At 42.8% G+C, this 22,543-nt stretch carries 25 protein-coding genes and 1 riboswitch; of the genes, 18 read left to right on the top strand and 7 right to left on the bottom strand.

Going from position 1 to position 22,543, the window contains the following annotated elements; genetic code table 11:
* The first annotated feature begins 20 nt into the window (after window positions 1-20).
* From obgE to pheA, 3 genes are read left to right on the top strand one after another with little or no spacing between them, the layout of a single operon-like run.
* A complete protein-coding gene (obgE, locus tag NSQ17_RS12745; RefSeq protein WP_007501521.1) occupies window positions 21-1,307 on the top strand; it encodes a GTPase ObgE in 1,287 nt (428 codons plus the stop codon).
* A 55-nt stretch (window positions 1,308-1,362) separates the two neighbouring features.
* A complete protein-coding gene (locus tag NSQ17_RS12740; protein ID WP_008342790.1) occupies window positions 1,363-1,806 on the top strand; it encodes an ACT domain-containing protein in 444 nt (147 codons plus the stop codon).
* Window positions 1,807-1,824: 18 nt separating this feature from the next.
* Window positions 1,825-2,703: a prephenate dehydratase gene (gene pheA, locus NSQ17_RS12735; protein ID WP_039167032.1), complete on the top strand. Its 879-nt coding sequence runs from the start codon at window positions 1,825-1,827 to the stop codon at window positions 2,701-2,703.
* 24 nt (window positions 2,704-2,727) lie between these two features.
* Here pheA and NSQ17_RS12730 read toward each other — a convergent pair whose 3' ends face one another.
* Together NSQ17_RS12730 and NSQ17_RS12725 are read right to left on the bottom strand one after the other, a co-directional pair.
* Window positions 2,728-3,267, bottom strand: coding sequence for a transcription repressor NadR (locus NSQ17_RS12730; protein ID WP_342467470.1), 540 nt, complete (start codon window positions 3,265-3,267; stop codon window positions 2,728-2,730).
* A gap of 3 nt (window positions 3,268-3,270) precedes the next feature.
* On the bottom strand, window positions 3,271-4,419 hold the full coding sequence (locus NSQ17_RS12725) for an IscS subfamily cysteine desulfurase (protein ID WP_135009354.1): 1,149 nt from the start codon (window positions 4,417-4,419) through the stop codon (window positions 3,271-3,273).
* Between the two features lie 92 nt (window positions 4,420-4,511).
* Between NSQ17_RS12725 and nadB the strand changes: the two genes are divergently transcribed.
* From nadB to NSQ17_RS12700, 5 genes are all read left to right on the top strand, one after another.
* On the top strand, window positions 4,512-6,083 hold the full coding sequence (gene nadB / locus NSQ17_RS12720) for an L-aspartate oxidase (RefSeq protein WP_135009353.1): 1,572 nt from the start codon (window positions 4,512-4,514) through the stop codon (window positions 6,081-6,083).
* Complete coding sequence (gene nadC, locus NSQ17_RS12715; protein ID WP_017367720.1) at window positions 6,065-6,928, top strand: carboxylating nicotinate-nucleotide diphosphorylase; 864 nt, start codon at window positions 6,065-6,067, stop codon at window positions 6,926-6,928. Before nadB ends, nadC begins: the two co-directional genes overlap by 19 nt.
* Window positions 6,915-8,024: a quinolinate synthase NadA gene (gene nadA / locus NSQ17_RS12710; RefSeq protein WP_342467469.1), complete on the top strand. Its 1,110-nt coding sequence runs from the start codon at window positions 6,915-6,917 to the stop codon at window positions 8,022-8,024. The genes nadC and nadA overlap by 14 nt, the downstream gene beginning before the upstream one ends.
* Window positions 8,025-8,155: 131 nt before the next feature.
* A complete protein-coding gene (safA, locus tag NSQ17_RS12705) occupies window positions 8,156-9,358 on the top strand; it encodes a SafA/ExsA family spore coat assembly protein (protein WP_342467468.1) in 1,203 nt (400 codons plus the stop codon).
* Window positions 9,359-9,491: 133 nt separating this feature from the next.
* Entirely contained in the window at window positions 9,492-10,112 is a 621-nt protein-coding gene (locus tag NSQ17_RS12700) for a YhcN/YlaJ family sporulation lipoprotein (protein ID WP_058336586.1), read from the top strand.
* A 46-nt stretch (window positions 10,113-10,158) separates the two neighbouring features.
* Here the strand turns inward: NSQ17_RS12700 and NSQ17_RS12695 are convergent, their stop codons facing one another.
* Window positions 10,159-10,791, bottom strand: a complete 633-nt coding sequence (locus NSQ17_RS12695) for a LysE family transporter (protein WP_041090919.1) — start codon at window positions 10,789-10,791, stop codon at window positions 10,159-10,161.
* A 238-nt stretch (window positions 10,792-11,029) separates the two neighbouring features.
* Window positions 11,030-11,139: riboswitch (TPP riboswitch) on the top strand.
* A 126-nt stretch (window positions 11,140-11,265) separates the two neighbouring features.
* On the opposite strand from NSQ17_RS12695, the gene thiC reads away from it, so the two are divergent.
* Complete coding sequence (thiC, locus tag NSQ17_RS12690) at window positions 11,266-13,026, top strand: phosphomethylpyrimidine synthase ThiC (protein WP_058336774.1); 1,761 nt, start codon at window positions 11,266-11,268, stop codon at window positions 13,024-13,026.
* A 31-nt stretch (window positions 13,027-13,057) separates the two neighbouring features.
* Here the strand turns inward: thiC and NSQ17_RS12685 are convergent, their stop codons facing one another.
* Window positions 13,058-13,207 carry a hypothetical protein gene (locus NSQ17_RS12685; RefSeq protein ID WP_017367715.1) on the bottom strand — a complete coding sequence of 50 codons (150 nt, stop codon included), beginning with the start codon at window positions 13,205-13,207 and terminating at the stop codon, window positions 13,058-13,060.
* 192 nt (window positions 13,208-13,399) lie between these two features.
* On the opposite strand from NSQ17_RS12685, the gene NSQ17_RS12680 reads away from it, so the two are divergent.
* On the top strand, window positions 13,400-13,582 hold the full coding sequence (locus NSQ17_RS12680) for a hypothetical protein (protein WP_008342761.1): 183 nt from the start codon (window positions 13,400-13,402) through the stop codon (window positions 13,580-13,582).
* A gap of 232 nt (window positions 13,583-13,814) precedes the next feature.
* On the opposite strand, the gene NSQ17_RS12675 is transcribed toward NSQ17_RS12680, so the two are convergent.
* Window positions 13,815-14,459 (bottom strand): serine/threonine protein kinase, encoded by a 645-nt coding sequence (locus NSQ17_RS12675; protein WP_017367714.1) that lies wholly within the window; start codon window positions 14,457-14,459, stop codon window positions 13,815-13,817.
* 226 nt (window positions 14,460-14,685) lie between these two features.
* On the opposite strand from NSQ17_RS12675, the gene NSQ17_RS12670 reads away from it, so the two are divergent.
* From NSQ17_RS12670 to yajC, 7 genes are all read left to right on the top strand, one after another.
* Complete coding sequence (locus NSQ17_RS12670; RefSeq protein WP_342467467.1) at window positions 14,686-15,198, top strand: intercompartmental signaling factor BofC; 513 nt, start codon at window positions 14,686-14,688, stop codon at window positions 15,196-15,198.
* Window positions 15,199-15,345: 147 nt separating this feature from the next.
* Window positions 15,346-15,951, top strand: coding sequence for a Holliday junction branch migration protein RuvA (gene ruvA / locus NSQ17_RS12665; RefSeq protein WP_017358123.1), 606 nt, complete (start codon window positions 15,346-15,348; stop codon window positions 15,949-15,951).
* An 11-nt stretch (window positions 15,952-15,962) separates the two neighbouring features.
* Window positions 15,963-16,967, top strand: coding sequence for a Holliday junction branch migration DNA helicase RuvB (gene ruvB, locus NSQ17_RS12660; protein ID WP_007501501.1), 1,005 nt, complete (start codon window positions 15,963-15,965; stop codon window positions 16,965-16,967).
* The gene (locus NSQ17_RS12655; protein WP_008342752.1) at window positions 16,960-17,160 is read left to right on the top strand and encodes a DUF2905 domain-containing protein; all 201 of its coding nucleotides are present in this window, start codon (window positions 16,960-16,962) and stop codon (window positions 17,158-17,160) included. Before ruvB ends, NSQ17_RS12655 begins: the two co-directional genes overlap by 8 nt.
* 34 nt (window positions 17,161-17,194) lie before the next feature.
* Complete coding sequence (gene queA / locus NSQ17_RS12650; RefSeq protein WP_039167059.1) at window positions 17,195-18,223, top strand: tRNA preQ1(34) S-adenosylmethionine ribosyltransferase-isomerase QueA; 1,029 nt, start codon at window positions 17,195-17,197, stop codon at window positions 18,221-18,223.
* 31 nt (window positions 18,224-18,254) lie between these two features.
* A complete protein-coding gene (tgt, locus tag NSQ17_RS12645; RefSeq protein ID WP_008342748.1) occupies window positions 18,255-19,400 on the top strand; it encodes a tRNA guanosine(34) transglycosylase Tgt in 1,146 nt (381 codons plus the stop codon).
* A 47-nt stretch (window positions 19,401-19,447) separates the two neighbouring features.
* A complete protein-coding gene (gene yajC / locus NSQ17_RS12640; protein WP_003216659.1) occupies window positions 19,448-19,714 on the top strand; it encodes a preprotein translocase subunit YajC in 267 nt (88 codons plus the stop codon).
* 49 nt (window positions 19,715-19,763) lie between these two features.
* On the opposite strand, the gene NSQ17_RS12635 is transcribed toward yajC, so the two are convergent.
* Complete coding sequence (locus NSQ17_RS12635; RefSeq protein WP_007501492.1) at window positions 19,764-20,141, bottom strand: TIGR04086 family membrane protein; 378 nt, start codon at window positions 20,139-20,141, stop codon at window positions 19,764-19,766.
* 165 nt (window positions 20,142-20,306) lie between these two features.
* Between NSQ17_RS12635 and NSQ17_RS12630 the strand changes: the two genes are divergently transcribed.
* Complete coding sequence (locus NSQ17_RS12630) at window positions 20,307-20,969, top strand: DUF421 domain-containing protein (protein ID WP_024718383.1); 663 nt, start codon at window positions 20,307-20,309, stop codon at window positions 20,967-20,969.
* Window position 20,970: 1 nt separating this feature from the next.
* Here the strand turns inward: NSQ17_RS12630 and spoVB are convergent, their stop codons facing one another.
* Window positions 20,971-22,521, bottom strand: a complete 1,551-nt coding sequence (spoVB, locus tag NSQ17_RS12625) for a stage V sporulation protein B (RefSeq protein WP_019743030.1) — start codon at window positions 22,519-22,521, stop codon at window positions 20,971-20,973.
* Window positions 22,522-22,543: the final 22 nt, after the last annotated feature.

Raw genomic sequence — 22,543 nt, 5'->3', positions numbered from 1 at the left:
GCAGAGAAACGGAGGAAGTTATGTTTGTAGATCAGGTTAAAGTGTATGTTAAAGGCGGTGACGGCGGAAACGGTATGGTGGCGTTCCGTCGTGAAAAATATGTGCCAAAAGGCGGGCCAGCAGGCGGCGACGGCGGAAATGGTGCAGATGTAGTATTTGAAGTAGACGAAGGACTTAGAACGTTAATGGACTTTCGTTATAAGCGTCATTTCAAGGCGGACCGCGGTGAGCATGGAATGAGTAAAAACCAGCATGGCCGAAATGCGGAAGAAATGATTGTTAAAGTTCCGCCGGGTACAGTAGTGACAGATGCTGAGACGGAACAAGTACTAGCTGACTTGACAGAGCATGGACAGCGGGCTGTGATTGCCAAAGGTGGACGTGGCGGACGTGGAAATTCACGCTTCGCAACACCAGCAAACCCTGCACCACAGCTGTCTGAAAACGGTGAGCCAGGTAAAGAACGTGACGTCATCTTAGAATTAAAAGTACTTGCAGATGTTGGACTTGTTGGTTTCCCAAGTGTCGGGAAGTCAACGCTGCTTTCGATTGTCTCTTCTGCGAAACCAAAAATTGCGGATTATCATTTTACAACGCTTGTGCCAAACCTCGGAGTTGTTGAAACAGACGATAACCGAAGCTTTGTCATGGCGGATCTGCCAGGACTGATCGAAGGAGCGCACGAAGGTGTTGGCTTAGGTCATCAATTTTTACGCCACATTGAACGTACACGTGTCATTGTCCATGTCATTGATATGTCTGGACTTGAAGGGCGTGACCCATACGAAGATTACGTGACGATCAATGAAGAGCTTGAGCAATACAATATGAGATTGACAGAGCGTCCGCAAATCATTGTAGCGAACAAAATGGACATGCCGGATGCAGCTGACAATCTAGCGGCATTTAAAGAAAAATTAACAGATGACTATAAAGTATTCCCAATTAGTGCGATCACAAGAGAAGGGCTTCGTGAGCTCTTATTTGAAATCGCCAATCAGCTTGAAACAACACCGGAATTCCCGCTCTACAATGAAGAAGAGCTCTCTGATAACCGTGTGATGTACAAGTTTGATGAAGGAGAAGCAGCATTTGAGATCTCAAGAGATCCTGATGGTACGTTTGTCTTAACTGGTAAAGCACTTGAGCGACTGTTTAAGATGACAGATTTCTCAAGAGACGAGTCAGTGAAACGATTCTCTAGACAGCTGCGCGGAATGGGCGTTGATGATGCCCTGCGTGAACGTGGTGCAAAAGATGGAGACATCATTCGTCTGCTTGAATTTGAATTTGAATTTATCGATTGATCAAAAGGAGGGTCCAGTTCATGGGCTCTCCCGTTTTTAAAAGGGGAGAAAACAGGTGAAAGAAGAAACGTTCTATTTAGTAAGAGAGGATGTACTTCCGGATGCGATGCGAAAAACGCTTGAAGTCAAAAAGCTTCTCGATCGCAAAAAAGCGGATTCAGTTGCCGATGCTGTTCAAAAAGCGGATTTAAGCCGCAGTGCTTTTTATAAATATCGAGATGCTGTTTTTCCATTTTATACGATGGTCAAAGAGCAGATCATCACATTGTTTTTCCACCTGGAGGATCGGTCTGGGGCTCTGTCTAGGCTGCTGCAAATTGTGGCTGACTCTGGCTGTAATGTGTTATCCATTCACCAAACGATTCCGCTGCAAGGAAGAGCGAATGTTACCCTGTCGATCAGTACGGCCGGCATGGCAGATGATATCAATACAGTCATGAATCAATTAAGAAAACTTGAATTTGTCGAAAAAGTTGAAATTCTAGGTTCTGGGGCGTAAAAGGAGAGATCATAGCAGATGAAGCAATTAACGGTAGGTTACTTTGGACCAGAGGCCACATTTACTCATTTGGCTGTCTGTTCTTGTTTTCCAAAAGAAGCAGAGCAACGGGCTTATGCAACCATTCCGCAATGTATGGATGCCGTGTCAAAGGGAGAAGTAGATTTGGCGGTCGTTCCACTTGAAAATGCACTCGAAGGATCTGTGAACTTAACGATTGATTATTTAATTCATGAGGACGCTTTGTCCATTGTGGGCGAAATGACAGCACCGATTCGCCAGCACCTGCTTGTCCATCCATCGAGAGCGGAGAGCTGGGAGACATTAGATGTGATTCAGTCACATCCGCACGCCATTGCGCAGTGTCATCAATTTTTGAAGAGGCAGTTCCCTGATATTCCGCATCGGCCAGTGGAATCAACAGGCTATGCAGCAAAATACATCAGTGAGCATCCAGATGAAGCTGTTGGTGCGATTGCGAATGAAATCGCCGCAAAAACGTACGGATTGACGATTGCGAAAAAAGACATTCATGATTATCCGCACAATCATACACGCTTTGTTATTTTACATAAAGAGGCGAAGGCATCGTTCCCAATGAATTCTGGTTTTTCTTCAAAGCCAAAAACAACCATTGTTGTCAGCCTGCCAAAGGATGATCAGTCTGGTGCATTGCACCGCGTGTTATCAGCTTTTTCATGGCGGAATCTCAATTTGTCCAAAATTGAATCGCGTCCGACAAAAACAGGCCTTGGACACTATTTATTTATCATTGATATCGAAAAAGAGATGGATGATGTACTTGTCCCTGGCGCCATTCAAGAATTAGAAGCGATTGGCTGTGAAGTGAAACTACTCGGCAGCTATCAAACATATGAATTAACGAATGAAAAATAGTGTCCTGCAGGGGACACTATTTTTTTAGTCTTTAATGAGAAATCCAGCGTCATCAAGCGCTTGAATGGCTTGGTCAAGCTGCTTTTGGCTGTAGGAAGTAAGGGTATGTAAGTGTACGCCGTCTGTCAGCTCTGATAAGTAGGAAGCGCCTGTATTAGAAATATGATGAACGAAGTCAGCCACTTGTTTGCGCGTACTCACTCGAATAGAGGCCGTTAGCTCCCTGTAGACAGGGTGCTCAATCATCACGTCTTTCACCGTTACACCGTAGTCTACAATCAGTGTGAGCTCCTCTTCTGTACGATGAGGATCGTGCTTGCAAGCGATAATCTGTTCAATTTCAGTTTCCGGTGTATGCTGCGCCATATACACATAGCCTTGGCTTGTGGCAATAATGGGTTCGTTTTTTGCTTTGAGTAATGAAATATCTTGTACAATGACTTGTCGTGAGACAGCGGCTTTTTTGGCTAAAAAACTTCCGGTGAGTGGTGTATCTGTCTCTTTCAGCCACTTTAAAATGGCGTTTCTTCTTTCTTCGCCAATGAGTTTTCTCTCTTGTTCCACGTTTTATGCTCCTTTCTTCTCCTTTTGCAAGCGCTCAAATGTATGCAAAAGCTGATCGATGTCATCCTTTGATGATCCTCGTCCAAATGATAGTCGAATGAATTGAAGGGCATCACGATCTGATACATGTAATGCCTTTACAGCAGGGGAAGGGTGATGATAACCAGAAGCGCATGCACTTCCAGTAGATATACAAATTCCCTGCCGGTTACAAGCTAACATTACATATTGTCCTTCAAACCCTTCAAAAAAACAACCAATAATATGAGGCAGCGTGCGGCGCTGGTCATTTTCTTGCAGCATGCGGACAGGCAGCTGCCTTTTTTTAAGCTGCTGAAGAAAATAATCACGAAGCTGAATATCCAGCTGCTGCTGATGCTCTATTTTCAGCATGATTTGCTCGCTCGCGGCCACAAAAGCACCAATGCAAGGTACGTTCACTGTCCCTGGGCGTAGACCATTTTCCTGTACAGTATGTTGATATATAGGCTTCCAAGGGACATGTGCTCCCATATAGACAGCACCGGCGCCCTTAGGTGCATACACTTTATGACTCGAAATGGAGAGGGCATCAACCCCAAGTTCTTTAATCGACACATGCATTTTTCCGAATGTCTGCACTGCATCTGTATGAAAAAGAATATCTCTTTCTTTTAAGAGCGTTGCTAATTCAGCTAATGGTTGAATAATCCCAGTTTCTGAGTTGGCATGCTGGATGGATACTAGTCCGGTTTCAGGCAATAGAGCCTGTTTGAGAATCTCTTTTGTGATAATTCCTTCTTGATTCGGTTCTATGACCGTCACCTTCACACCGAGACGCTCCAAGGCATTGACCGCATGATGAACGGAAGGGTGCTCTACTGATGTGGTAATGACATGCTGTTTATGTGGAGGCAGCCCATTTATGATCGATTGAATCGCAAGGATATTGGATTCAGTTCCGCCACTTGTAAAGTAAATGCCATCAGGTTCGCCCTCTAGAATCGCTGCAAGTGATTGTCTGCTGTAAGCCAAGATTTCATTTGCTCTTCCTCCTGCATCATGCAGGCTGCTCGCATTTCCGTAACATTCTTTGCTCAACTGCTGAAATACATGCAGTGATTCCTCAGAAACAGGTGTAGAAGCTGCATAATCTAAATAAATCAAATCCATCCATCTCCTGTGTGAAAATTTTTTCTTGTATTTATTGTAGTGTTGTGTAATGATATGTGTCAAGACAGGTGTAAATGACAGGAGGGGCGATTGTGTCATCTATCAAAAAAGTCATTGTGGTGGGGTCGGGCATTGCGGCTCTTTCCTTTGTGAATACGATCTCAGAGAACTGCCAAGTCATCATGATGACAAAAAAACAATTTTCCTCTAGTAATTCCATGCTCGCACAAGGGGGAATCGCTGCAGCCTTTTCCGCACATGATTCTGTCGATCAGCATGTGCAAGACACTTTAGCTGCGGGGTGTGGTCACAATGATGACAAAACTGTACAGGAGATCGTCCGTCATGGAAAAGATCTTGTAAAGAAGCTCGTAGAAGAGGGCTGCCCATTTGATCGAGATGAAACGGGAATCCCGCAGTTAGGTAAAGAGGGAGCCCATACGACCCATCGTATTCTGCATGCAGGGGGAGATCAAACGGGAAAAACCCTCGTGCAGTTTTTGAAAGGGAAGCTCGGCTCACACATTCATGTATACGAAAACCATCATGTCATGGATCTATTGGTTCATGAAGGGATATGTACCGGTGTTGTGTGGAAAGACGAAAAAGGTCATGTACATACAATGACCGCAGATGCAGTTGTATTATCCACTGGCGGCTGTGGATCCTTATATGAGACAAACACAAATGATCCGTCTGTGACAGGAGACGGTCTGATGATGGCCTATCGCGCAGGGGCACAGCTAGTAGATCTCGAATTTGTGCAATTCCATCCGACCCTTTTGACCACTTCAGGTAAAGCGATCGGTCTCGTATCAGAGGCAGTCAGGGGAGAGGGCGCCTATTTAGAAGATGAATCAGGCAGGCGGATCATGAAAGGAATCCACCCGCAGAGCGATTTAGCGCCTAGAGATGTGGTGGCAAGGACCATTTTCCATGAGCAGCAACTCGGTCATTCCATTTATCTGAACATCCGTGATATTCCGCATTTTTCTGCACGTTTTCCTGCGATTGCTTCGATGTGTCAGCGTGCGGGAGTTGATATGGCAAGCGGAAGGCTGCCAGTTTCACCTGGTATGCACTTTTTAATGGGTGGAATTAAGGTGAATGAACATGGAGAAACAACAGTTCCATCACTTTTTGCCATTGGTGAAGCAGCTTGTACAGGTTTACACGGCGCCAATCGACTGGCAAGTAATTCGCTCTTAGAAGGTCTCGTTTTAGGAAACAACGCAGCACGGTATATTGAGCGGTTGCAAGCCTGGCAAGATAAAAACCTTGCTCCTTCCATTCAAGAAGTATGGTCTGTCCCAACGGTGTCACTGGCTCAGCTCAGAAAATGGATGACGGCATATGCCGCAATTGTGAGAGATGAGAAAGGCTTACAGACTTTGCTCAATCATTTAGAACAAGTCTCTTTTCAGCAAATCAATGTGAAGAATATCACAAATGAACAGATCGAAATAACTAATCAATGGGCTTTAGCCATATGCCTTGTCAAATCTGCATTACTCCGAACAGAAAGCAGGGGCGGTCATTATCGCACAGATTATCCTAATCGGCATGATGCTTCGTGGCGAGCAAAACAGATTGTACATGAACAGGGCCATATTTATATCGTAAAAAATGAAAGGATTGGTGCCAAATGGAACGTTTACAGTTAAAGCAAATGCTCACTCATTTTTTAAAAGAAGATATTGGGTTTGGAGATGTATCCGCTGATGCCATCTTTGGAGACAAGAAAGGAACAGCTTACATCATGGCGAAACAATCAGGCGTATTGGCCGGGACGCAAGTCATTGATATGGGATACAAACTGCTGAATGAACAAGTTCAAACTGAGCTGTTTTTCCAGGAAGGTGATTGGATTCATGAAGGGGCTGTACTGGCACAAATAACAGGCCCCGTCAACGACTTGCTGAAAGGGGAGCGGGTGGTGTTGAATATCCTGCAAAGAATGACAGGGATTGCTACACTAACGCATGAAGCAGTAGAGCGATTAGCTGATCCATCTATTACGATTTGTGATACGAGAAAGACGACACCCGGTTTGCGCATGCTGGAGAAGTACGCAGTAAAAGTCGGAGGCGGAAAGAATCATCGTTTCGGCTTATCCGATGGTGTGATGATTAAAGATAATCATATTGCGGCTTGTGGTTCTATCAGGGAAGCTGTGGAGAAAGCAAGAGCATACGCCGGTCATATGGTGAAAATTGAAGTGGAAATTGAATCAGAAGCACAGCTGATGGAAGCCATTGATGCCAAAGCAGATGTCATCATGTTTGACAACTGCTCTCCAGACGAAGTGAAGCGCTTTAAACAAATGACCCCTGAAACCATATTGACAGAGGCATCAGGCGGTATCACGTTGGAGAATGTGGCTAACTACCGGGGGACAGGTGTAGACCTTATTTCACTTGGATTCCTCACACATTCTGCTCCATCATTCGATTTTAGTATGAATATGGAATTCAGCCATAAAGGGGGAACGACTCATGTCCATGCTTGATGTGTTAGCAGCGCAGCATACAGCCATGATGCCAGATGAATATAAACGGCGCTCTTATGATGAAATGAAAGAGAGAGTATTAGAGATTAAACGCGCCTTTGGATCAAAGCTTTTTATACCGGGTCATCATTATCAAAAAGATGAAGTCATCCAATTTGCTGATGTGACAGGTGATTCATTGCAGCTTGCACAAATTGCTGCTGACAATCACGAAGCAGAATACATTGTATTTTGCGGGGTTCATTTTATGGCAGAAACGGCCGATATGCTATCAAAAAAGAATCAGCACGTCTTTTTGCCAGATATGAGAGCAGGTTGTTCAATGGCAGATATGGCGAATATGAAACAAACAGACAGGGCGTGGGATAAGCTCACTGAGCTGTTTGGAGATACGATCCTTCCACTGACGTATGTAAACTCAACGGCTGATATTAAAGCATTTGTCGGCACACATGGCGGATCGACTGTCACATCTTCAAACGCTAAAAAAGTATTGGAGTGGGCGCTGACCCAAAAAGAGCGGATTCTTTTTCTTCCTGATCAGCATTTAGGGCGTAATACGGCCTATGATTTAGGGATTCCGCTAGAGGAAATGGCTGTCTGGGATCAAATAGAAGAAAAGCTCATCACCGACCAACCGCTTCATCGAATCAAAATGATTTTATGGAAAGGTCATTGCTCTGTTCATGAGAAATTTACCATTGAGAATATTGAACAAACGAGAAAACGAGACCGTGACATACAGATTCTTGTTCATCCAGAGTGTACGCATGAAGTCGTAAAGGCATCTGATCTAGCTGGTTCAACGAAATTTATTATTGATACGATCAAGCAGGCACCAGCAGGAAGCAAGTGGGCCATTGGAACAGAAATGAATTTAGTGAAACGCATCATTGACCAGCACCTTGACAAACAAATCGAATCCCTTAATCCAGATATGTGTCCATGTTTGACAATGAACCGTATTGATCTGCCTCATCTACTATGGTCACTTGAAAGCATTGAAAAAGGAGAGCCAGTCGGTTTGATTCAAGTGAATGAAGAGACGACAAAAGAGGCATTGCTCGCTTTAAATAAGATGCTCACCATTAAATAATGAAGTGTCCCCTCCTATCAGAAAACAAGTTTTTATCATATCGGCTTGTAAATAGGCATAAATTTATGTTGAAACATATTGTACTTCTGACATAACCGCTACGTTCACGTTTTGCATAGGAGGGGAAAACGTTGAAAATTCATATTGTGCAAAAAGGAGACTCCCTTTGGAAAATTTCAAAGAAGTACGGAGTCGACTTTCAAGAATTGAAAAAATTAAATTCGCAGCTCAGTAATCCAGATTTGATCATGCCAGGAATGAAAATCAAAATTCCATCTAGTGGTGTTCCTGTGAAAACCGATCATCACAAAGCAAAAGAAATGCCAAAAGCAAAAGAACACCCGTATGTAAAAGAAAAGCCAAAGGATGTCGTGCAAGTTCAAGATACGAAGCCGAAGGAAAAGCCGAATGAACCGGTACCTTATGTGCCACCAGTACCAAAGATTGAACAGCCAGTTTTTCCACAAGTTGATGTAAACTATTATCAGACGAATCTCTACCAGCCATTCACGCCTCCTCCCAAAAAAGAACATCATGAGAAAAAAGATCACGTTCATGAAAAGAAAGATCATGTTCATGAGAAAAAGGATCATAAAGATCACAAGGACCATTTTCATCATGAAAATAAGGATCATTTCAAAGATGAAGTGGCAAAGGGATATGATCCATTCATTCATATCCCACATCAAAAAGAGGAGGGAAAAGATATGGAACATAGTAATTACCCAAACCTTCCTAATTTCCCGCAAATGCCGAATGTTGGAGGGGCAGCAGTAGGGGGCATGGCTGAAAATAAAGAGCATTACCACCATCATCAAGAGTCATATGATCCTTATTATGGTTATGGTCATTACATGCCAGCAATGTATCCATATCCGCAGCAAATGGTACCCGCTTCTCCTATTTTACCGGGATCAGGCCTTTGTTATCCGGTACAGCCGTATTATCACCATCACATGATGCCGTATCCTTACCCGGCGGCTCAGCCTTATTATCCTGCGTATCAAGCACCGGCTTATTACGGTGAACATCATGAGCATCATGCAAACGATGGGCATCACTGGCACCACCATATGCATCCAAATGCAGGCGCAAATGCAAATGCAAATGCCAATGCCAATCAAGGCTTTTATCCAAACGCTCCAAATGAAGCATACGGCAAGGAAGACTGCGGATGCGATGATGGGATGAAGCATCATCAACCTTGGCCTGGACATTATCCAAACCCTGTTCCATATGGTCAAATGGGTGCTTATCCAGCACAGCCTTATATGCAGCAGCCTTATCAAAACCCATCTGTTTTTGCAAGACCAGAAGAAGACGAAGAAGATTAATGACACAAGGGACGATCTCAATCGTTCCTTTTTTTGTTTATAACTGACAGCTTGTTTTTGTCCTCAACTGTACATGCTAAAACAGAGCCTGTTTTGCGCTCATGAGATTCAATTTGTACAGGGGGTTTTTCGTTTGAGACAAAAATGGCAAAAAACAATCGCCTTAGTGCTTCTACCTATTGGATTAACGGCATGTGGTACAAATAACAATGCGGGTGTAGATACACGTCATAATCAATCTGGCCAGCCAGTTGGATACCACTCCAATCAACAGGCAACAGACAACAATCAAGATCATCAAGGACCGGTTTCTGAGCTTATGGAGGGAATGAACGGAAGAAATACAACGAATGTTGATTATCGTTCACGCCCTACACAGGATCAAGTGAGGATGCCACTTACTGGTGGAGATGGACGCTACAGTCATGGAGATATGAACTATCATAACCAAATGTCGTTCTCTGGCTACGATAAACAAGAGAACATCCAGCGTTCAAGAAAAATCGCCAACCGAGTGAACAAAATGAACCATGTGACAGACTCACAAGTTATGGTGACGGATGAAAATGTGTATATTGCTCTTAAAACAGATGGGCGCTTGACACCAGAGGGTGTATCACAAGTAGAAGAAGCAGCGACTCGTTATGCAGATGGTAGAGCTGTCCAAGTCATTAAAGACGAAGGTGCATTTACACGCTTCAGAGATATGAGAAAAACGCAATTTGAAACAGGTCAGACAGGCATGACCCGATAGGCTGGAATAAAAAAGGCTAAAGTTCATGACGAACTTTAGCCTTTCTTTAAAAATAAACTTTGATCCCGATATAAAATTCATAAAAGAAATAACAGCCAAATCCAAGTAATAAAATACCGGCAATAATGGATGTCCACTTAATCATGGTTCGGTTCATCACTTTTCTTGTTAGGGAAACAATCGTGAGAAGACCGATGTCATGAAGAAGAATCCCTGCCAAAATACCCGTAGCAGCCAATATAAATTCAGATGAATTTGTATTTTTATAAGCATCTGCCAGTACAGCACCAAACACAGATACCCAGAACACAAGGTTTCCAGGGGATACTGCGACGAGCAGCCCATTTCGGTATGTTTTAGCGAATGATTTATTCACTTTTTCTCCTGCTAAATGGATGTCTTGATCCGCATTTTTAATCGAATCGTAGGCAAGAATCATTAAAAAGATGGCACCGATCAGCCAGAGCGGAATTTGGATAAAGGGCAAAGATAAAAATTGAGCAAATCCAGCATATAAAGCCAAGATGAGTAATATATCGATGGTCATACCACCAGCGCCTACAGTTAATCCATGAAAGAATCCGTTTTTTAATCCCTGCTTTGTCATTTCAACCGTGATCGCTCCAACAGGTAGAGCAATTGAGAATCCAACGACGATAAATGTAAGAAATGTTTGCAATCGACTAGAACTTCCTTTGAATCATGTTTGTATAAAAATTCTCCGTTTAGATTAATTATACATATTAGGAGAAAAGGATCAATGATTATTTCTAATTTAATCGAAATGAGAGAGATAGATCGTGTATAGAAAGATGTATATCGTGAAGATCGTGTATTCATTGTAGGGGAAAGGAACTATTTTCCTGAAACTTCTTTTTTTCATTTCTCAGCTATGCTACACTGTTGTGGAAATCAATATAAGTGACTAGGGGTGCCCGGAAATGCGGGCTGAGAGAGAAGACAAGCTTCTTAACCCTTTGGACCTGATCTGGCTCGTACCAGCGTGGGGAAGTTGAATATGATACATGTGCCATATGAATGGCATACATGTTTTTTTCTGACGACGAAACCAGGTTCTTTACATAGAATCTGGTTTTTTGCTGGTGCTGATTCCATCCTGACCGGTCACACGAAAAGAAGGAGAGAACAGCAAATGAATGAAAAGACAAATGTTCCATCAACGCAATCTTTATTATCAAATTTTGAAGGCAGTCGAAAGGTATATGAACAAGGTTCAAGACCTGACATTTTGGTGCCAAAAAGAGAAATCGTGCTCACAAATACAGTGACACAAGCAGGTGATATCCAAAATGAACCGATTCGTGTGTACGATACAAGTGGACCGTATACAGATGAGGAGGCTCATATTGATGTCACAAAGGGATTAAAGCGTCTGAGATCAAAATGGATTAAAGAAAGAGAAGATACTGAAAGCTATGAAGGGCGTCAAGTAAAGCCAGAAGATAATGGATATCGCTTGAATGGGAAAGAATCCTTTCAAGCTGCCCATACAGATTTTCATCATGTGCCGCTCCGCGGGAAACAAGGTGCTTGTGTGACGCAAATGCATTATGCAAAAAAGGGGATCATTACGCCTGAAATGGAGTTTATCGCTTTGAGAGAACAGCTAAGTCCTGAGTTTGTTAGAGAGGAAGTGGCTAGTGGAAGAGCGGTCATTCCAGCGAATATCAACCATCCTGAAAGTGAGCCGATGATCATCGGGAAGAATTTTCACGTGAAAATTAATGCGAATATTGGCAATTCAGCTGTGACGTCGTCCATTGAAGAAGAGGTGGAGAAGATGACATGGGCAATTAGATGGGGGGCAGATACGATGATGGACCTGTCTACAGGAAAGGATATTCATACAACGAGAGAATGGATTATCCGCAATTGCCCAGTCCCAGTAGGAACTGTCCCGATTTATCAGGCACTTGAAAAAGTGAATGGAATCGCAGAAAATTTGACGTGGGAAGTATACCGAGACACATTAATTGAACAGGCAGAGCAAGGGGTTGACTACTTCACCATTCATGCGGGCGTCCTGTTAAGGTATATTCCGCTCACAGTCGACCGGGTCACAGGAATTGTTTCAAGAGGCGGAGCCATTATGGCAAGATGGTGTCTCGCTCATCATCAAGAGAACTTTCTGTATACCCATTTTGAAGAAATTTGTGAAATCATGAAAACGTATGACATTGCCTTTTCGCTTGGGGACGGGCTCAGACCGGGATCCATTGCGGACGCAAATGACGAAGCGCAGTTTGCAGAGCTGGAAACGTTAGGGGAATTGACAGAGATCGCTTGGAAACATGATGTACAGGTCATGATTGAAGGACCTGGTCATGTTCCAATGGATAAAATCAAAGAGAATGTCGATAAGCAGATGGAGATATGCAAAGAGGCACCTTTTTATACGTTAGGTCCTCTAACAACAGATATTGCACCGGGATATGATCATATTACATCCGCGATCGGTGCGGCGATGATTGGCTGGTACGGAACCGCCATGCTGTGCTATGTGACACCAAAAGAGCATTTAGGTCTGCCGAACAAAGAAGATGTAAGAGAAGGCGTCATCGCCTATAAAATTGCCGCACATGCAGCTGATGTAGCAAAAGGACATCCTGCTGCTCAAAAGCGTGATGATGCCTTATCGAAAGCGAGATTTGAATTCAGATGGCGGGATCAATTTCATCTGTCTCTTGACCCAGAACGTGCGCTGGCATTCCATGATGAAACATTGCCTGCTGAAGGTGCTAAGACCGCTCATTTCTGTTCCATGTGTGGACCAAAGTTTTGCAGTATGAAAATTTCCCATGACATCCGCAACCAATCAGAAGAAGTGAAAAGAGAGATGGAGAAGAAGGCAAAAGAGTTTATCAATCAAGGCAGCCAAATCTATCAATCCTAAAAAAAACCTCGCACTCCTCTAGTGCGGGGTTTTATAAAACGGCTGAAATGGCTTTTCTTACGAGGTGCAAAAATGCTCTTACTGCAATCGCCATCGTTTCAACACTTGGGATGAGGGCATCTGTTAAATGAAACAGGACTGTTTGTCTCTCTGGAGATGTTCGTTTTTTCTTTTGTTTCATAAAGGTAGCCTCCTTTTCATTCAATATACTTCTTTTGAAGAGTACATAGATAGATATGTTGTGCGAATTTAAACAAAATTTAAACTTCTTGTGTTTAGAAGGAAAGAAGCAGGGGAAACGGATTGAATAGAGAATGAATGAAAAGAGCTGACCGATTCGGTTAGTGAACAAGACAGAGTGGAAGGTGATCTTATGATGAAAGTATTTAAGGTAACATTTCATATGAACAATGGGGAAGTGCTCGATTTCGAGCTAAAACGTCCAGCTACCTATGATGTGTATAAAAAAATTGAGGAAGCCAATCATTGGTTTAAGCTGAATAATGAAATCATTAACCTATTAAATGTGAATAGTATCCATGTAGAAACAGAATAAAACAGAAAGCCGCTCAAAGAGAGCGGCTTTCAGCGTGTAGACAAACCCTCGCATTCGGTGTCAGTCCTGCGTGCCGGTGCTCACGAATGTCAAATTCGCTCCGCGCCGGTACTCGTCCTTCCTAGAATTCAAAGGTTTTCTATCACGCTGAAAAGAAGACAAAGGGCTAAAATAAAGTTCATTTTAGCCCTTTGTCAACAATCTGAAAGCCGCTCTTTTCGAGCGGCTTTCATTATGCAGTAAAATCATTTCGATTGTTCAGCTGACCTCGAGACAGCCAGTTTTTCTTATACAAATAGGCAATTACTTCAAGCCACAGCCGCGGTGCTTTTTTAGGGAAAAAAGGTTTTTGATAATAGGCGTATGCAGCTTTTAAATCATCCCATTGATGACATGTTTTCGTTTGCGTGAAGCGGGCGACGTCAATGACCCTGACGCGGCCATCCTTTGTTAAAATTAAATTTCGCAGATGAATATCAGAAGGATTTAAACCTTTCGCGCGTGCTTCTTCCAATGCATCATCTACTTGTTCAATCATTTGTTTTTTGATCGGAATTCCTTTTGTCAGGCATTCATAGAAAGTATAACCTTTAATATATTCCATTAAAATATACTGATCCCCAGACTCATAAATCTCAGGATAATAGGAGGAGCCGGAAAGTTTTTCATAAATTGCAGCCTCTTTGCGGGCGATGTTTCGATAAGAAGGAAAAAAGACTTTTAACGCCATTTTCTTGCCGTCTTTTTTGTATGAAAATACATAGGCACTTCTTCCTTTGCCGCACAGCTCAAGCTCAGCCGGTTTAAAGACGAGCTTATTAAAACGCTTTTCTTCTTGATACTGAATCGATTCGGCTAATCTTTTGACATCTGACATTGACTTCACCTTCTTTGGTTTCAGTTTATGCGGCTGAAAAACGAATGATGAAAAAACCATGTAATTCGGTAGAGCAATGGATTGTATAAAACATAACATTTACGCACGAAGGATACAACGAAAGACTCTCAATATGTGTCAAGACATCGATTTGGTTAATGTGTAGCAAAATGGGTCAAACTACATATGTCATGCATCGATCTTATGTTCTAAAGAGGTGTAAATAGTGAAAGTGAAAATAAAGTATTTCGTTACAGGACTTATCATGACAAGTGTACTCTTTTTCGCTGTTGATATGGAAGCAGCAGAACACTTGCAAAAAGAGTCAAAAACCATCAACGTTCAGCTTGAAAAGGTCTATCTAGACGGCGATGTAAGTATTGAAAGACAGCGGGCATCATTAGAAGACAAAGACACATTTTGGGCCCAGTATAAGGGCTGGACATTGGTAGAACAGCGAGAGGATTTTGCCCTTTTTAGAAAGCAAATTGACGATATATCACCTTTGAGTAAAGCAAATGGATATATCGGATTATCAGAAGACGGCGTGATTTCTACGTTTCATGGAAGGCCTGACGGGTGGGCGGAGCCTATTCATCTCTTTTTTCAAATTGATACGTCCCGCTTGGAAAGTCATGTAGAGCAGCAGCTTGTACAAGGCATTCCGTTTCGAACAAAAGATGAATTTGAGCATGTGCTTGAAGTCATGAAACCTTACCGAAATGAACAATCGTTTTAATCGTATGACAGCTTGCTGGTGTGAAGACCGCAAGCTCTTTTTCATGGGTTAACTATGAAAAAAGGCTGAGCGAACGTATGTTAACTTTTATTACGGTTTTCTCTTCGATTTATGTTACAATGGAGAACAGTCAAAGAGGTGAAAACGGTGATAGAGTTTGTAAAAGGGACCATTGATTATGTGTGCCCGCAATATGTTGTCATTGAAAACGGCGGAGTGGGATATCAAGTCTATACCCCAAATCCGTTTATCTATCGAGTAACAAAACAAGAAACGATTTATACGTATCATTACATAAAGGAAGACGCTTTTTCGTTATATGGATTCCAAACACGAGAAGAAAAAGCGTTGTTCACAAAACTGTTAAATGTCACAGGGATTGGACCGAAGGGTGCGCTTGCGATTCTTGCTTCCGGTGACCCTGGCGCTGTCATTTCAGCGATCGAACGAGAGGATGAAGCTTTCCTCATTAAATTCCCGGGTGTTGGCAAAAAAACAGCACGTCAGATCATTCTAGATCTGAAAGGGAAGCTCGCAGATGTGGTGCCTGAAATGATAGGAAACTTATTTAACCACGAGGATCATATCCAGATTGAAACGCAGCAAAGCGCTTTAGATGAAGCGGTTGAAGCCTTAAGTGTCCTTGGGTATGGTGATCGTGAAATCAAAAAGGTTCTTCCTTTATTAAAAGAAGAGAAGAATCTTACAACCGATCAATATGTGAAAAAAGCTTTACAAAAAATGTTGAAATAGGGTGATGTCTCATGGATGAACGGCTCGTCTCAACTGAAGCAGACAACCATGAATCAGCCATTGAGCAAAGTCTGCGTCCACAGACGCTTAGTCAATATATTGGCCAGCAGAAAGTAAAGGATAATCTCAGCGTATTTATTGAAGCTGCCCGGATGAGGCAGGAAACACTGGATCACGTCCTTTTATATGGACCGCCGGGACTTGGGAAAACAACGCTTGCGTCGATCATTGCCAATGAAATGAATGTTCAGCTGCGTACAACGTCTGGACCAGCGATTGAACGCCCTGGCGATTTGGCGGCGATCTTAACATCTCTTGAACCTGGCGATGTTCTGTTTATTGATGAAATTCATCGCTTGCAGCGTTCAATAGAGGAAGTGCTATATCCAGCGATGGAGGACTTTTGTCTAGATATCGTGATTGGAAAAGGAGATACAGCACGTTCTGTGCGGCTTGATTTACCGCCATTTACGCTTGTAGGTGCTACAACCCGTGTTGGGCTTTTAACAGCGCCGCTTCGTGATAGGTTTGGAGTTCATGCAAGATTGGAATACTATGAGCAAAGAGATTTGGCTCACATTGTAGCAAGAACAGCCGAGCTGTTTGAGATTGGGATCGACATTCGTTCAGCTGAAGAGATTGCAAGAAGATCTAGAGGCACACCGAGGGTCGCCAATCGTTTGCTCAGAAGAGTAAGAGATTTTGCGCAGGTGCTCGGAAATCATGCGATCACACAAGACATTGCAGAAGATGCTCTTGAGCGTCTGCAAGTTGACAGACTCGGACTTGATCATATCGATCATAAGCTGCTTTTAAGTATGATTGAAAAATTTAGAGGCGGTCCTGTTGGACTTGATACGATCTCAGCGACAATTGGAGAAGAATCACATACGATTGAAGATGTGTACGAACCGTATTTACTGCAAATTGGTTTTCTGCAAAGAACACCAAGAGGGCGGGTCGTCACAAGAGAAGCGTATGAACATTTTCATATGGAGGTTCCGATTCGTGACTGAATTCCCTAAAATGTTGATGATTTTAGGTGGTGTCCTTTTTGCCGCAGGTTTAGTGTTTCAATTGGTTGGGAAACTTCCAGGCGATATTTTCGTGAAAAAAGGGAACGTAACGTTCTTTTTTCCTGTGATTACATGCATTGTCATTAGCATCGTCCTAACCATTTTACTCAATGTCTTCGGACGGATGAAATAACGTTAACTAGTTAACTACAGAATAGGTGAAGGAAATGAAGTTAGAACTATTTGATTTTGATTTACCAGAAAGATTGATTGCACAAGTGCCGCTTGAAAAACGAGATGCATCAAGACTGATGGTCTTACATAAACAAACAGGTGACATCACACATGATACATTCTCGCAAATCACAGATTACTTTCAAAAGGGTGATTGTCTCGTTTTAAACAATACACGTGTATTGCCTGCACGTCTGTTTGGAACGAAAGAGGATACGGGTGCTAAAGTGGAGCTGCTTCTTTTGAAACAAGAAGAAGGAGACAAATGGGAAACGCTCGTGAAACCAGCAAAACGTGTGAAAAACGGAACAGTCATTACATTTGGTGATGGACGATTAAAAGCGGTATGTACAGAAGAACTGGAACATGGCGGAAGAAAAGTTGAGTTTCAGTATACAGGCATTTTTTATGAAGTACTTGAATCTTTAGGTGAAATGCCGCTGCCTCCGTACATTAAAGAGCAGCTTGACGATCGTGAGCGTTATCAAACCGTTTATTCCAAAGAGGTTGGTTCGGCTGCTGCGCCTACTGCCGGTCTTCACTTTACAAATGAACTGCTGGATGCACTGAAAGCAAAAGGAGTGCATATTGCGTTTATTACGCTCCATGTAGGACTTGGCACATTTCGACCGGTCAGTGCTGAACGCATTGAAGAACATGAAATGCACGCAGAGTTTTACGAAATGAATGAAGAAACGGCAGAAGAGCTTAATCGCGTACGCAAAGAAGGCGGGCGGATTATTTCAGTCGGAACAACTTCGACAAGAACGCTTGAAACCATTGCAAGTGCTTATGATGGTGAATTCAAAGCGTCAAGCGGCTGGACGTCGATTTTTATTTATCCAGGCTATACATTTAAGGCAATTGATGGCATGATCACGAATTTCCACTTGCCAAAATCGTCTTTAATTATGCTTGTCAGTGCATTAGCTGGACGAGAACACGTCCTAAAAGCGTATAATGAGGCTGTAAAAGAGGAATACCGATTCTTCAGTTTTGGCGATGCCATGCTGATTCAATAACATCATACAACAAAGACAGGAGGGCTCATTTTTGTCGCAATTACCGATACGTTATGAGTTCATTAAATCATGCAAACAAACAGGTGCACGTCTTGGGCGCGTTCATACACCGCACGGCTCCTTTGAAACACCTGTATTTATGCCAGTTGGTACACTGGCTACAGTGAAAACAATGGCGCCTGAAGAGTTAAAAGCAATGGAAGCAGGCATCATTTTAAGCAATACGTATCATCTATGGCTGCGCCCGGGGCATGACATTGTCAAAGAAGCAGGCGGCCTGCACAAATTTATGAACTGGGATCGAGCGATTCTCACTGATTCAGGCGGTTTCCAAGTGTTTTCTTTAAGTGAATTTAGAAAAATTGAAGAGGAAGGCGTTCACTTCCGTAATCACTTAAATGGAGATAAGTTGTTCCTTTCTCCTGAAAAAGCGATGGAGATTCAAAATGCGCTCGGCTCAGATATTATGATGGCATTTGACGAATGTCCTCCGTACCCAGCAGAGTACGATTATATGAAACGTTCTGTAGAGCGGACAAGCAGATGGGCAGAGCGCTGCTTAACAGCGCACCAGCGTCCAGAGGATCAAGGACTGTTTGGCATTGTACAGGGCGGAGAATACGAAGAGCTTCGTAAACAAAGTGCAAAAGATCTTGTTTCACTTGATTTCCCAGGCTATGCCATTGGAGGTTTATCTGTTGGTGAACCAAAAGACGTGATGAACCGAGTGCTGGAGTTCACAACGCCATTTTTACCGGATGACAAGCCAAGGTACTTAATGGGTGTCGGCTCACCAGATTCATTAATTGACGGCGCGATTCGCGGTGTCGATATGTTTGACTGTGTACTGCCAACGCGAATTGCCAGAAACGGTACGCTCATGACAAGTGAAGGACGCCTTGTTGTGAAAAATGCTAAATATGAGCGTGATTTCAGACCAATCGATGAAAACTGTGACTGCTACACATGTAAAAATTACACACGCGCTTATATTAGACATTTGATCCGTACAAATGAGACGTTCGGAATTCGATTAACAACTTATCATAATCTTCATTTTCTGTTAAAATTAATGGAGCAAGTGAGAGAAGCTATCCGTGAGGATCGTTTAGGTGATTTTAGAGAAGAGTTTTTTGAGCGTTATGGCTTTAACAAGCCGAATGCGAAAAACTTTTAACGCATAAACGAAAAGCTTTACAATGCTTTAGAAAGGGGTGAGATAGAATGGATGGTGGTATGGGTTCAATCATTATGATTGTTGTCATGTTTGCTGTGCTTTACTTCTTGTTAATCCGTCCACAGCAAAAGCAACAAAAAGCTGTGCGTCAGATGCAGCAATCTTTATCAAAAGGCGATAAAATCGTCACAATCGGTGGTTTACACGGTGAAATCGACTACATTGATGAATCAAAAGTGGTCATCAAAACAAGCGAAAACAACCGTTTAACTTTCGACCGACGTGCTATTAGAGAATTAGCTGACAAAGGTTAATCCTCCAATACATAGCGATAAAAAAAGAGCGATATCATTCGCTCTTTTTTTATTTGCCCCGAAGATTAACGCCAATCATTCCCCCTAGCATACAAATTCCCAAAAAGGCTGCATGATAGATGAATTGTTCTGGTGAAAAGGTTTCTCCAAACCCTAAATATTGAAATAAAAAAACAGTGAGTGAAAAGATAAAAGAGGTCATGGCGCCAATGAGCCAGCCCCGTTCCTTTGCTTTCCCTCCAGAAATCATTCCTCCTAGAAAAAGTGCCGCAAAGGACAAGATCATGATCATCCATTTAAACGATGATTCCTGCATACTTGTGAAGGTAAGCATCAGTGATACAAGTAAGCTTGTGACAATCATCACGACAAAAATAGCAATTAAGCCAGATAAAATGCCTTTTCCTATTTGTTTCGTTTCCTGCATGTGATTCGTCTCCTCTCCAATTGACCGAAGCTTGTCTTTTACTAAAATGTATTCACGGAGAAGAAAAAATAGACATGATTCTCGTGATAAAAACCGAGGCTTTCTTTTCTACATAAATAAAGTGTTTTGACACAAGCTATGGTGGAGAAGGAGGGTTTACATCATATGCAGGACATCTTAATTATCTCCATGAGAACGATCATTTTATATTTTCTCATTTGGTTTATCTTTCGTTTAATGGGCAAAAGGGAGATTGGGGAACTGAGTATTTTAGATCTTGTTATTTTTATGATGATCGCTGAAATTGCGGTGCTCGCCATAGAAGAAGTAGAGGATCACATGTTACATACAGTATGGCCGATCCTGCTGTTAACCTTCATTCAAATCACCCTTGCCTATTTGTCATTAAAATTCCAAGGTGTCCGTCGTTTTCTCGACGGTAAGCCGGCCCTGCTCATCATCAACGGAAAAATAGACGAGGGTGCGATGAGAAAACAGCGATACAATTTTGATGATTTGCTGATTCAATTAAGAGAAAATAACATCGATAGTATCCAGGATGTCTCATATGCCATCTTAGAGCCTTCAGGAAAGCTCGCCGTTGTTGAAAAAGAAAACAAGCGCAAACATGCAGCGCTTGAGCTCCCGCTTATTGCAGACGGTGTGGTTCAGCATGATCATCTCAAGCAGATCAACCATGATGAACAGTGGCTGATAAAGGAGCTTGCCAAAAGAGGCTATCATGATATCGAGCAAATCTCTTACTGTAGCTTTAATCAGAAGAATTTTTATATTGATTTGAAAGATGAAATTATAAAGAAAAGATGAGCTACAGCAGTTTCCCAATAAACGGGATGCGGCGCAGCTCTTCTCGTTTCACTAGCCCAAGACAGATTAATAGAATGACATACAGCACGCATGTCAAAAAGATCATCATGACAAGCTCTAAAGGTGCGGAAAAGAGTCCGCTCGCTTGATGTTTCATCCATAAGCTGACTGCCCCAGTGCCGATGATCACAAGGACGCAAAGTCCATATTCTTTTAATGGTAAATGAATAGGCAGCACTTTACCGACAGTTGCCGCATGGAGCAACGTGACAAGAACGATGCCAATGAGGATCGCAAGCGCTGCGCCCATAATGCCAAAGCTTGGCTGTGAAGCAAGAACAAAGATCATGCCTGTTTTCACAACAGCTCCTATCAAACTGTTGGTCATCGCTGCCCCCGCTAAATTTAATGCTTGCAGGACAGCCTGCAGCGGCCCTTGAAAGTAATAGAGCAAAAAGAAGGGCGCCATGAATTTTACATAGACAGCGGCATGAGATGAACCATACATGAAGAGGGTTAAATTTTCTGCATACACGAAAAGGATAATACATGAAATGCCCCCGCTTAATAAACAAAGGCGCATCGCCTGCTTGAGCCGGTATTCGACCGTTTTGCGTTTGTTCTGTTCCATCCCTTCACTAATCGCTGGAACCAGTGCGGTGGAGAGAGAATACGTGATAAAACTAGGAAGTGTCAAAAGGGTGAGCGCAAGTCCCGTCAATTCTCCATACTGCCTTGTTGCTTCCACAGCTGCATAACCGGCAATCGCAAGGCTTTGCGCGACTACAATCGGTTCTAAAAACCAAGAGATATTGCCGATGAAACGGCTACCTGTCGTTGGCAGGGCAATACTCATGAGCTGCTTAAACGTGTCCTTCCCATCATGAATTGCCTTGAAAAAACGTTTTCGGATACGGATGGTCTTTTTATAACGAAAGGCAATCAGTAAGTAAGCAAGTGAAATCATTTCGCCGATGACAGATGAAATCATAGCGCCTGCTGCTGCGTATTCAATTCCATAAGGCAGGAACGCTGTTGTACATACTGCCACGAGTGAAATTCTTGCGACCTGTTCTAGTACTTGCGACATCGCAAGCGGGCTCATTTGCTGTCTTCCTTGGAAATAGCCCCTTAGCACACTAGAGATCGCAATAACGGGTACGACGGGTGTAATGGCAAGCAGAGGATAGACCGTTCTAGGATCTGTCAGCATATTTTCGGCCATAATAGGGGCAAACCATAAAAAGAGCGGCGTGAAAATCAGGCTGAGTGTTCCTGTTATCGCAAGGGACATCACTAGAATGCGTTTTGTTTTCTGTTTGTCACCACGGGCTTCTGCTTCTGCGACTAGCTTACTAATAGCAACAGGAAGTCCGAATTGTGTCAGCGTCACGGCGAGAAAAAAGGTAGGCGCTGCCATCATATAAAGCCCTACGCCTTCTTCACCAATGAACCTTGCAATCACAATTCGATTGACAAAACCCAATATTCTTGTAATAAAACCTGCTAAAATTAAAATAATCGTCCCTTTTAAAAACGTTTGCTTCGTCAAATCACAGATCACCTGCCTTCTC

Source organism: Bacillus sp. FSL W8-0629 (assembly GCF_038593225.1).
Lineage (GTDB): Bacteria > Bacillota > Bacilli > Bacillales > Bacillaceae > Bacillus > Bacillus altitudinis.
Note: the sequence above shows the minus strand (reverse complement) of the source record. Positions and strands in the feature narration are given on the sequence as shown.

Coding starts and splice junctions, on each gene's coding strand:
- obgE (WP_007501521.1), top strand. CDS start 21: ATGTTTGTAGATCAGGTTAAAGTGTATGTTAAAGGCGGTGACGGCGGA.
- pheA (WP_039167032.1), top strand. CDS start 1,825: ATGAAGCAATTAACGGTAGGTTACTTTGGACCAGAGGCCACATTTACT.
- NSQ17_RS12725 (WP_135009354.1), bottom strand. CDS start 4,419: ATGGATTTGATTTATTTAGATTATGCAGCTTCTACACCTGTTTCTGAG.
- nadC (WP_017367720.1), top strand. CDS start 6,065: ATGGAACGTTTACAGTTAAAGCAAATGCTCACTCATTTTTTAAAAGAA.
- nadA (WP_342467469.1), top strand. CDS start 6,915: ATGTCCATGCTTGATGTGTTAGCAGCGCAGCATACAGCCATGATGCCA.
- thiC (WP_058336774.1), top strand. CDS start 11,266: ATGAATGAAAAGACAAATGTTCCATCAACGCAATCTTTATTATCAAAT.
- NSQ17_RS12685 (WP_017367715.1), bottom strand. CDS start 13,207: ATGAAACAAAAGAAAAAACGAACATCTCCAGAGAGACAAACAGTCCTG.
- NSQ17_RS12680 (WP_008342761.1), top strand. CDS start 13,400: ATGATGAAAGTATTTAAGGTAACATTTCATATGAACAATGGGGAAGTG.
- NSQ17_RS12675 (WP_017367714.1), bottom strand. CDS start 14,459: ATGTCAGATGTCAAAAGATTAGCCGAATCGATTCAGTATCAAGAAGAA.
- ruvB (WP_007501501.1), top strand. CDS start 15,963: ATGGATGAACGGCTCGTCTCAACTGAAGCAGACAACCATGAATCAGCC.
- queA (WP_039167059.1), top strand. CDS start 17,195: ATGAAGTTAGAACTATTTGATTTTGATTTACCAGAAAGATTGATTGCA.
- yajC (WP_003216659.1), top strand. CDS start 19,448: ATGGATGGTGGTATGGGTTCAATCATTATGATTGTTGTCATGTTTGCT.
- NSQ17_RS12635 (WP_007501492.1), bottom strand. CDS start 20,141: ATGCAGGAAACGAAACAAATAGGAAAAGGCATTTTATCTGGCTTAATT.
- NSQ17_RS12630 (WP_024718383.1), top strand. CDS start 20,307: ATGCAGGACATCTTAATTATCTCCATGAGAACGATCATTTTATATTTT.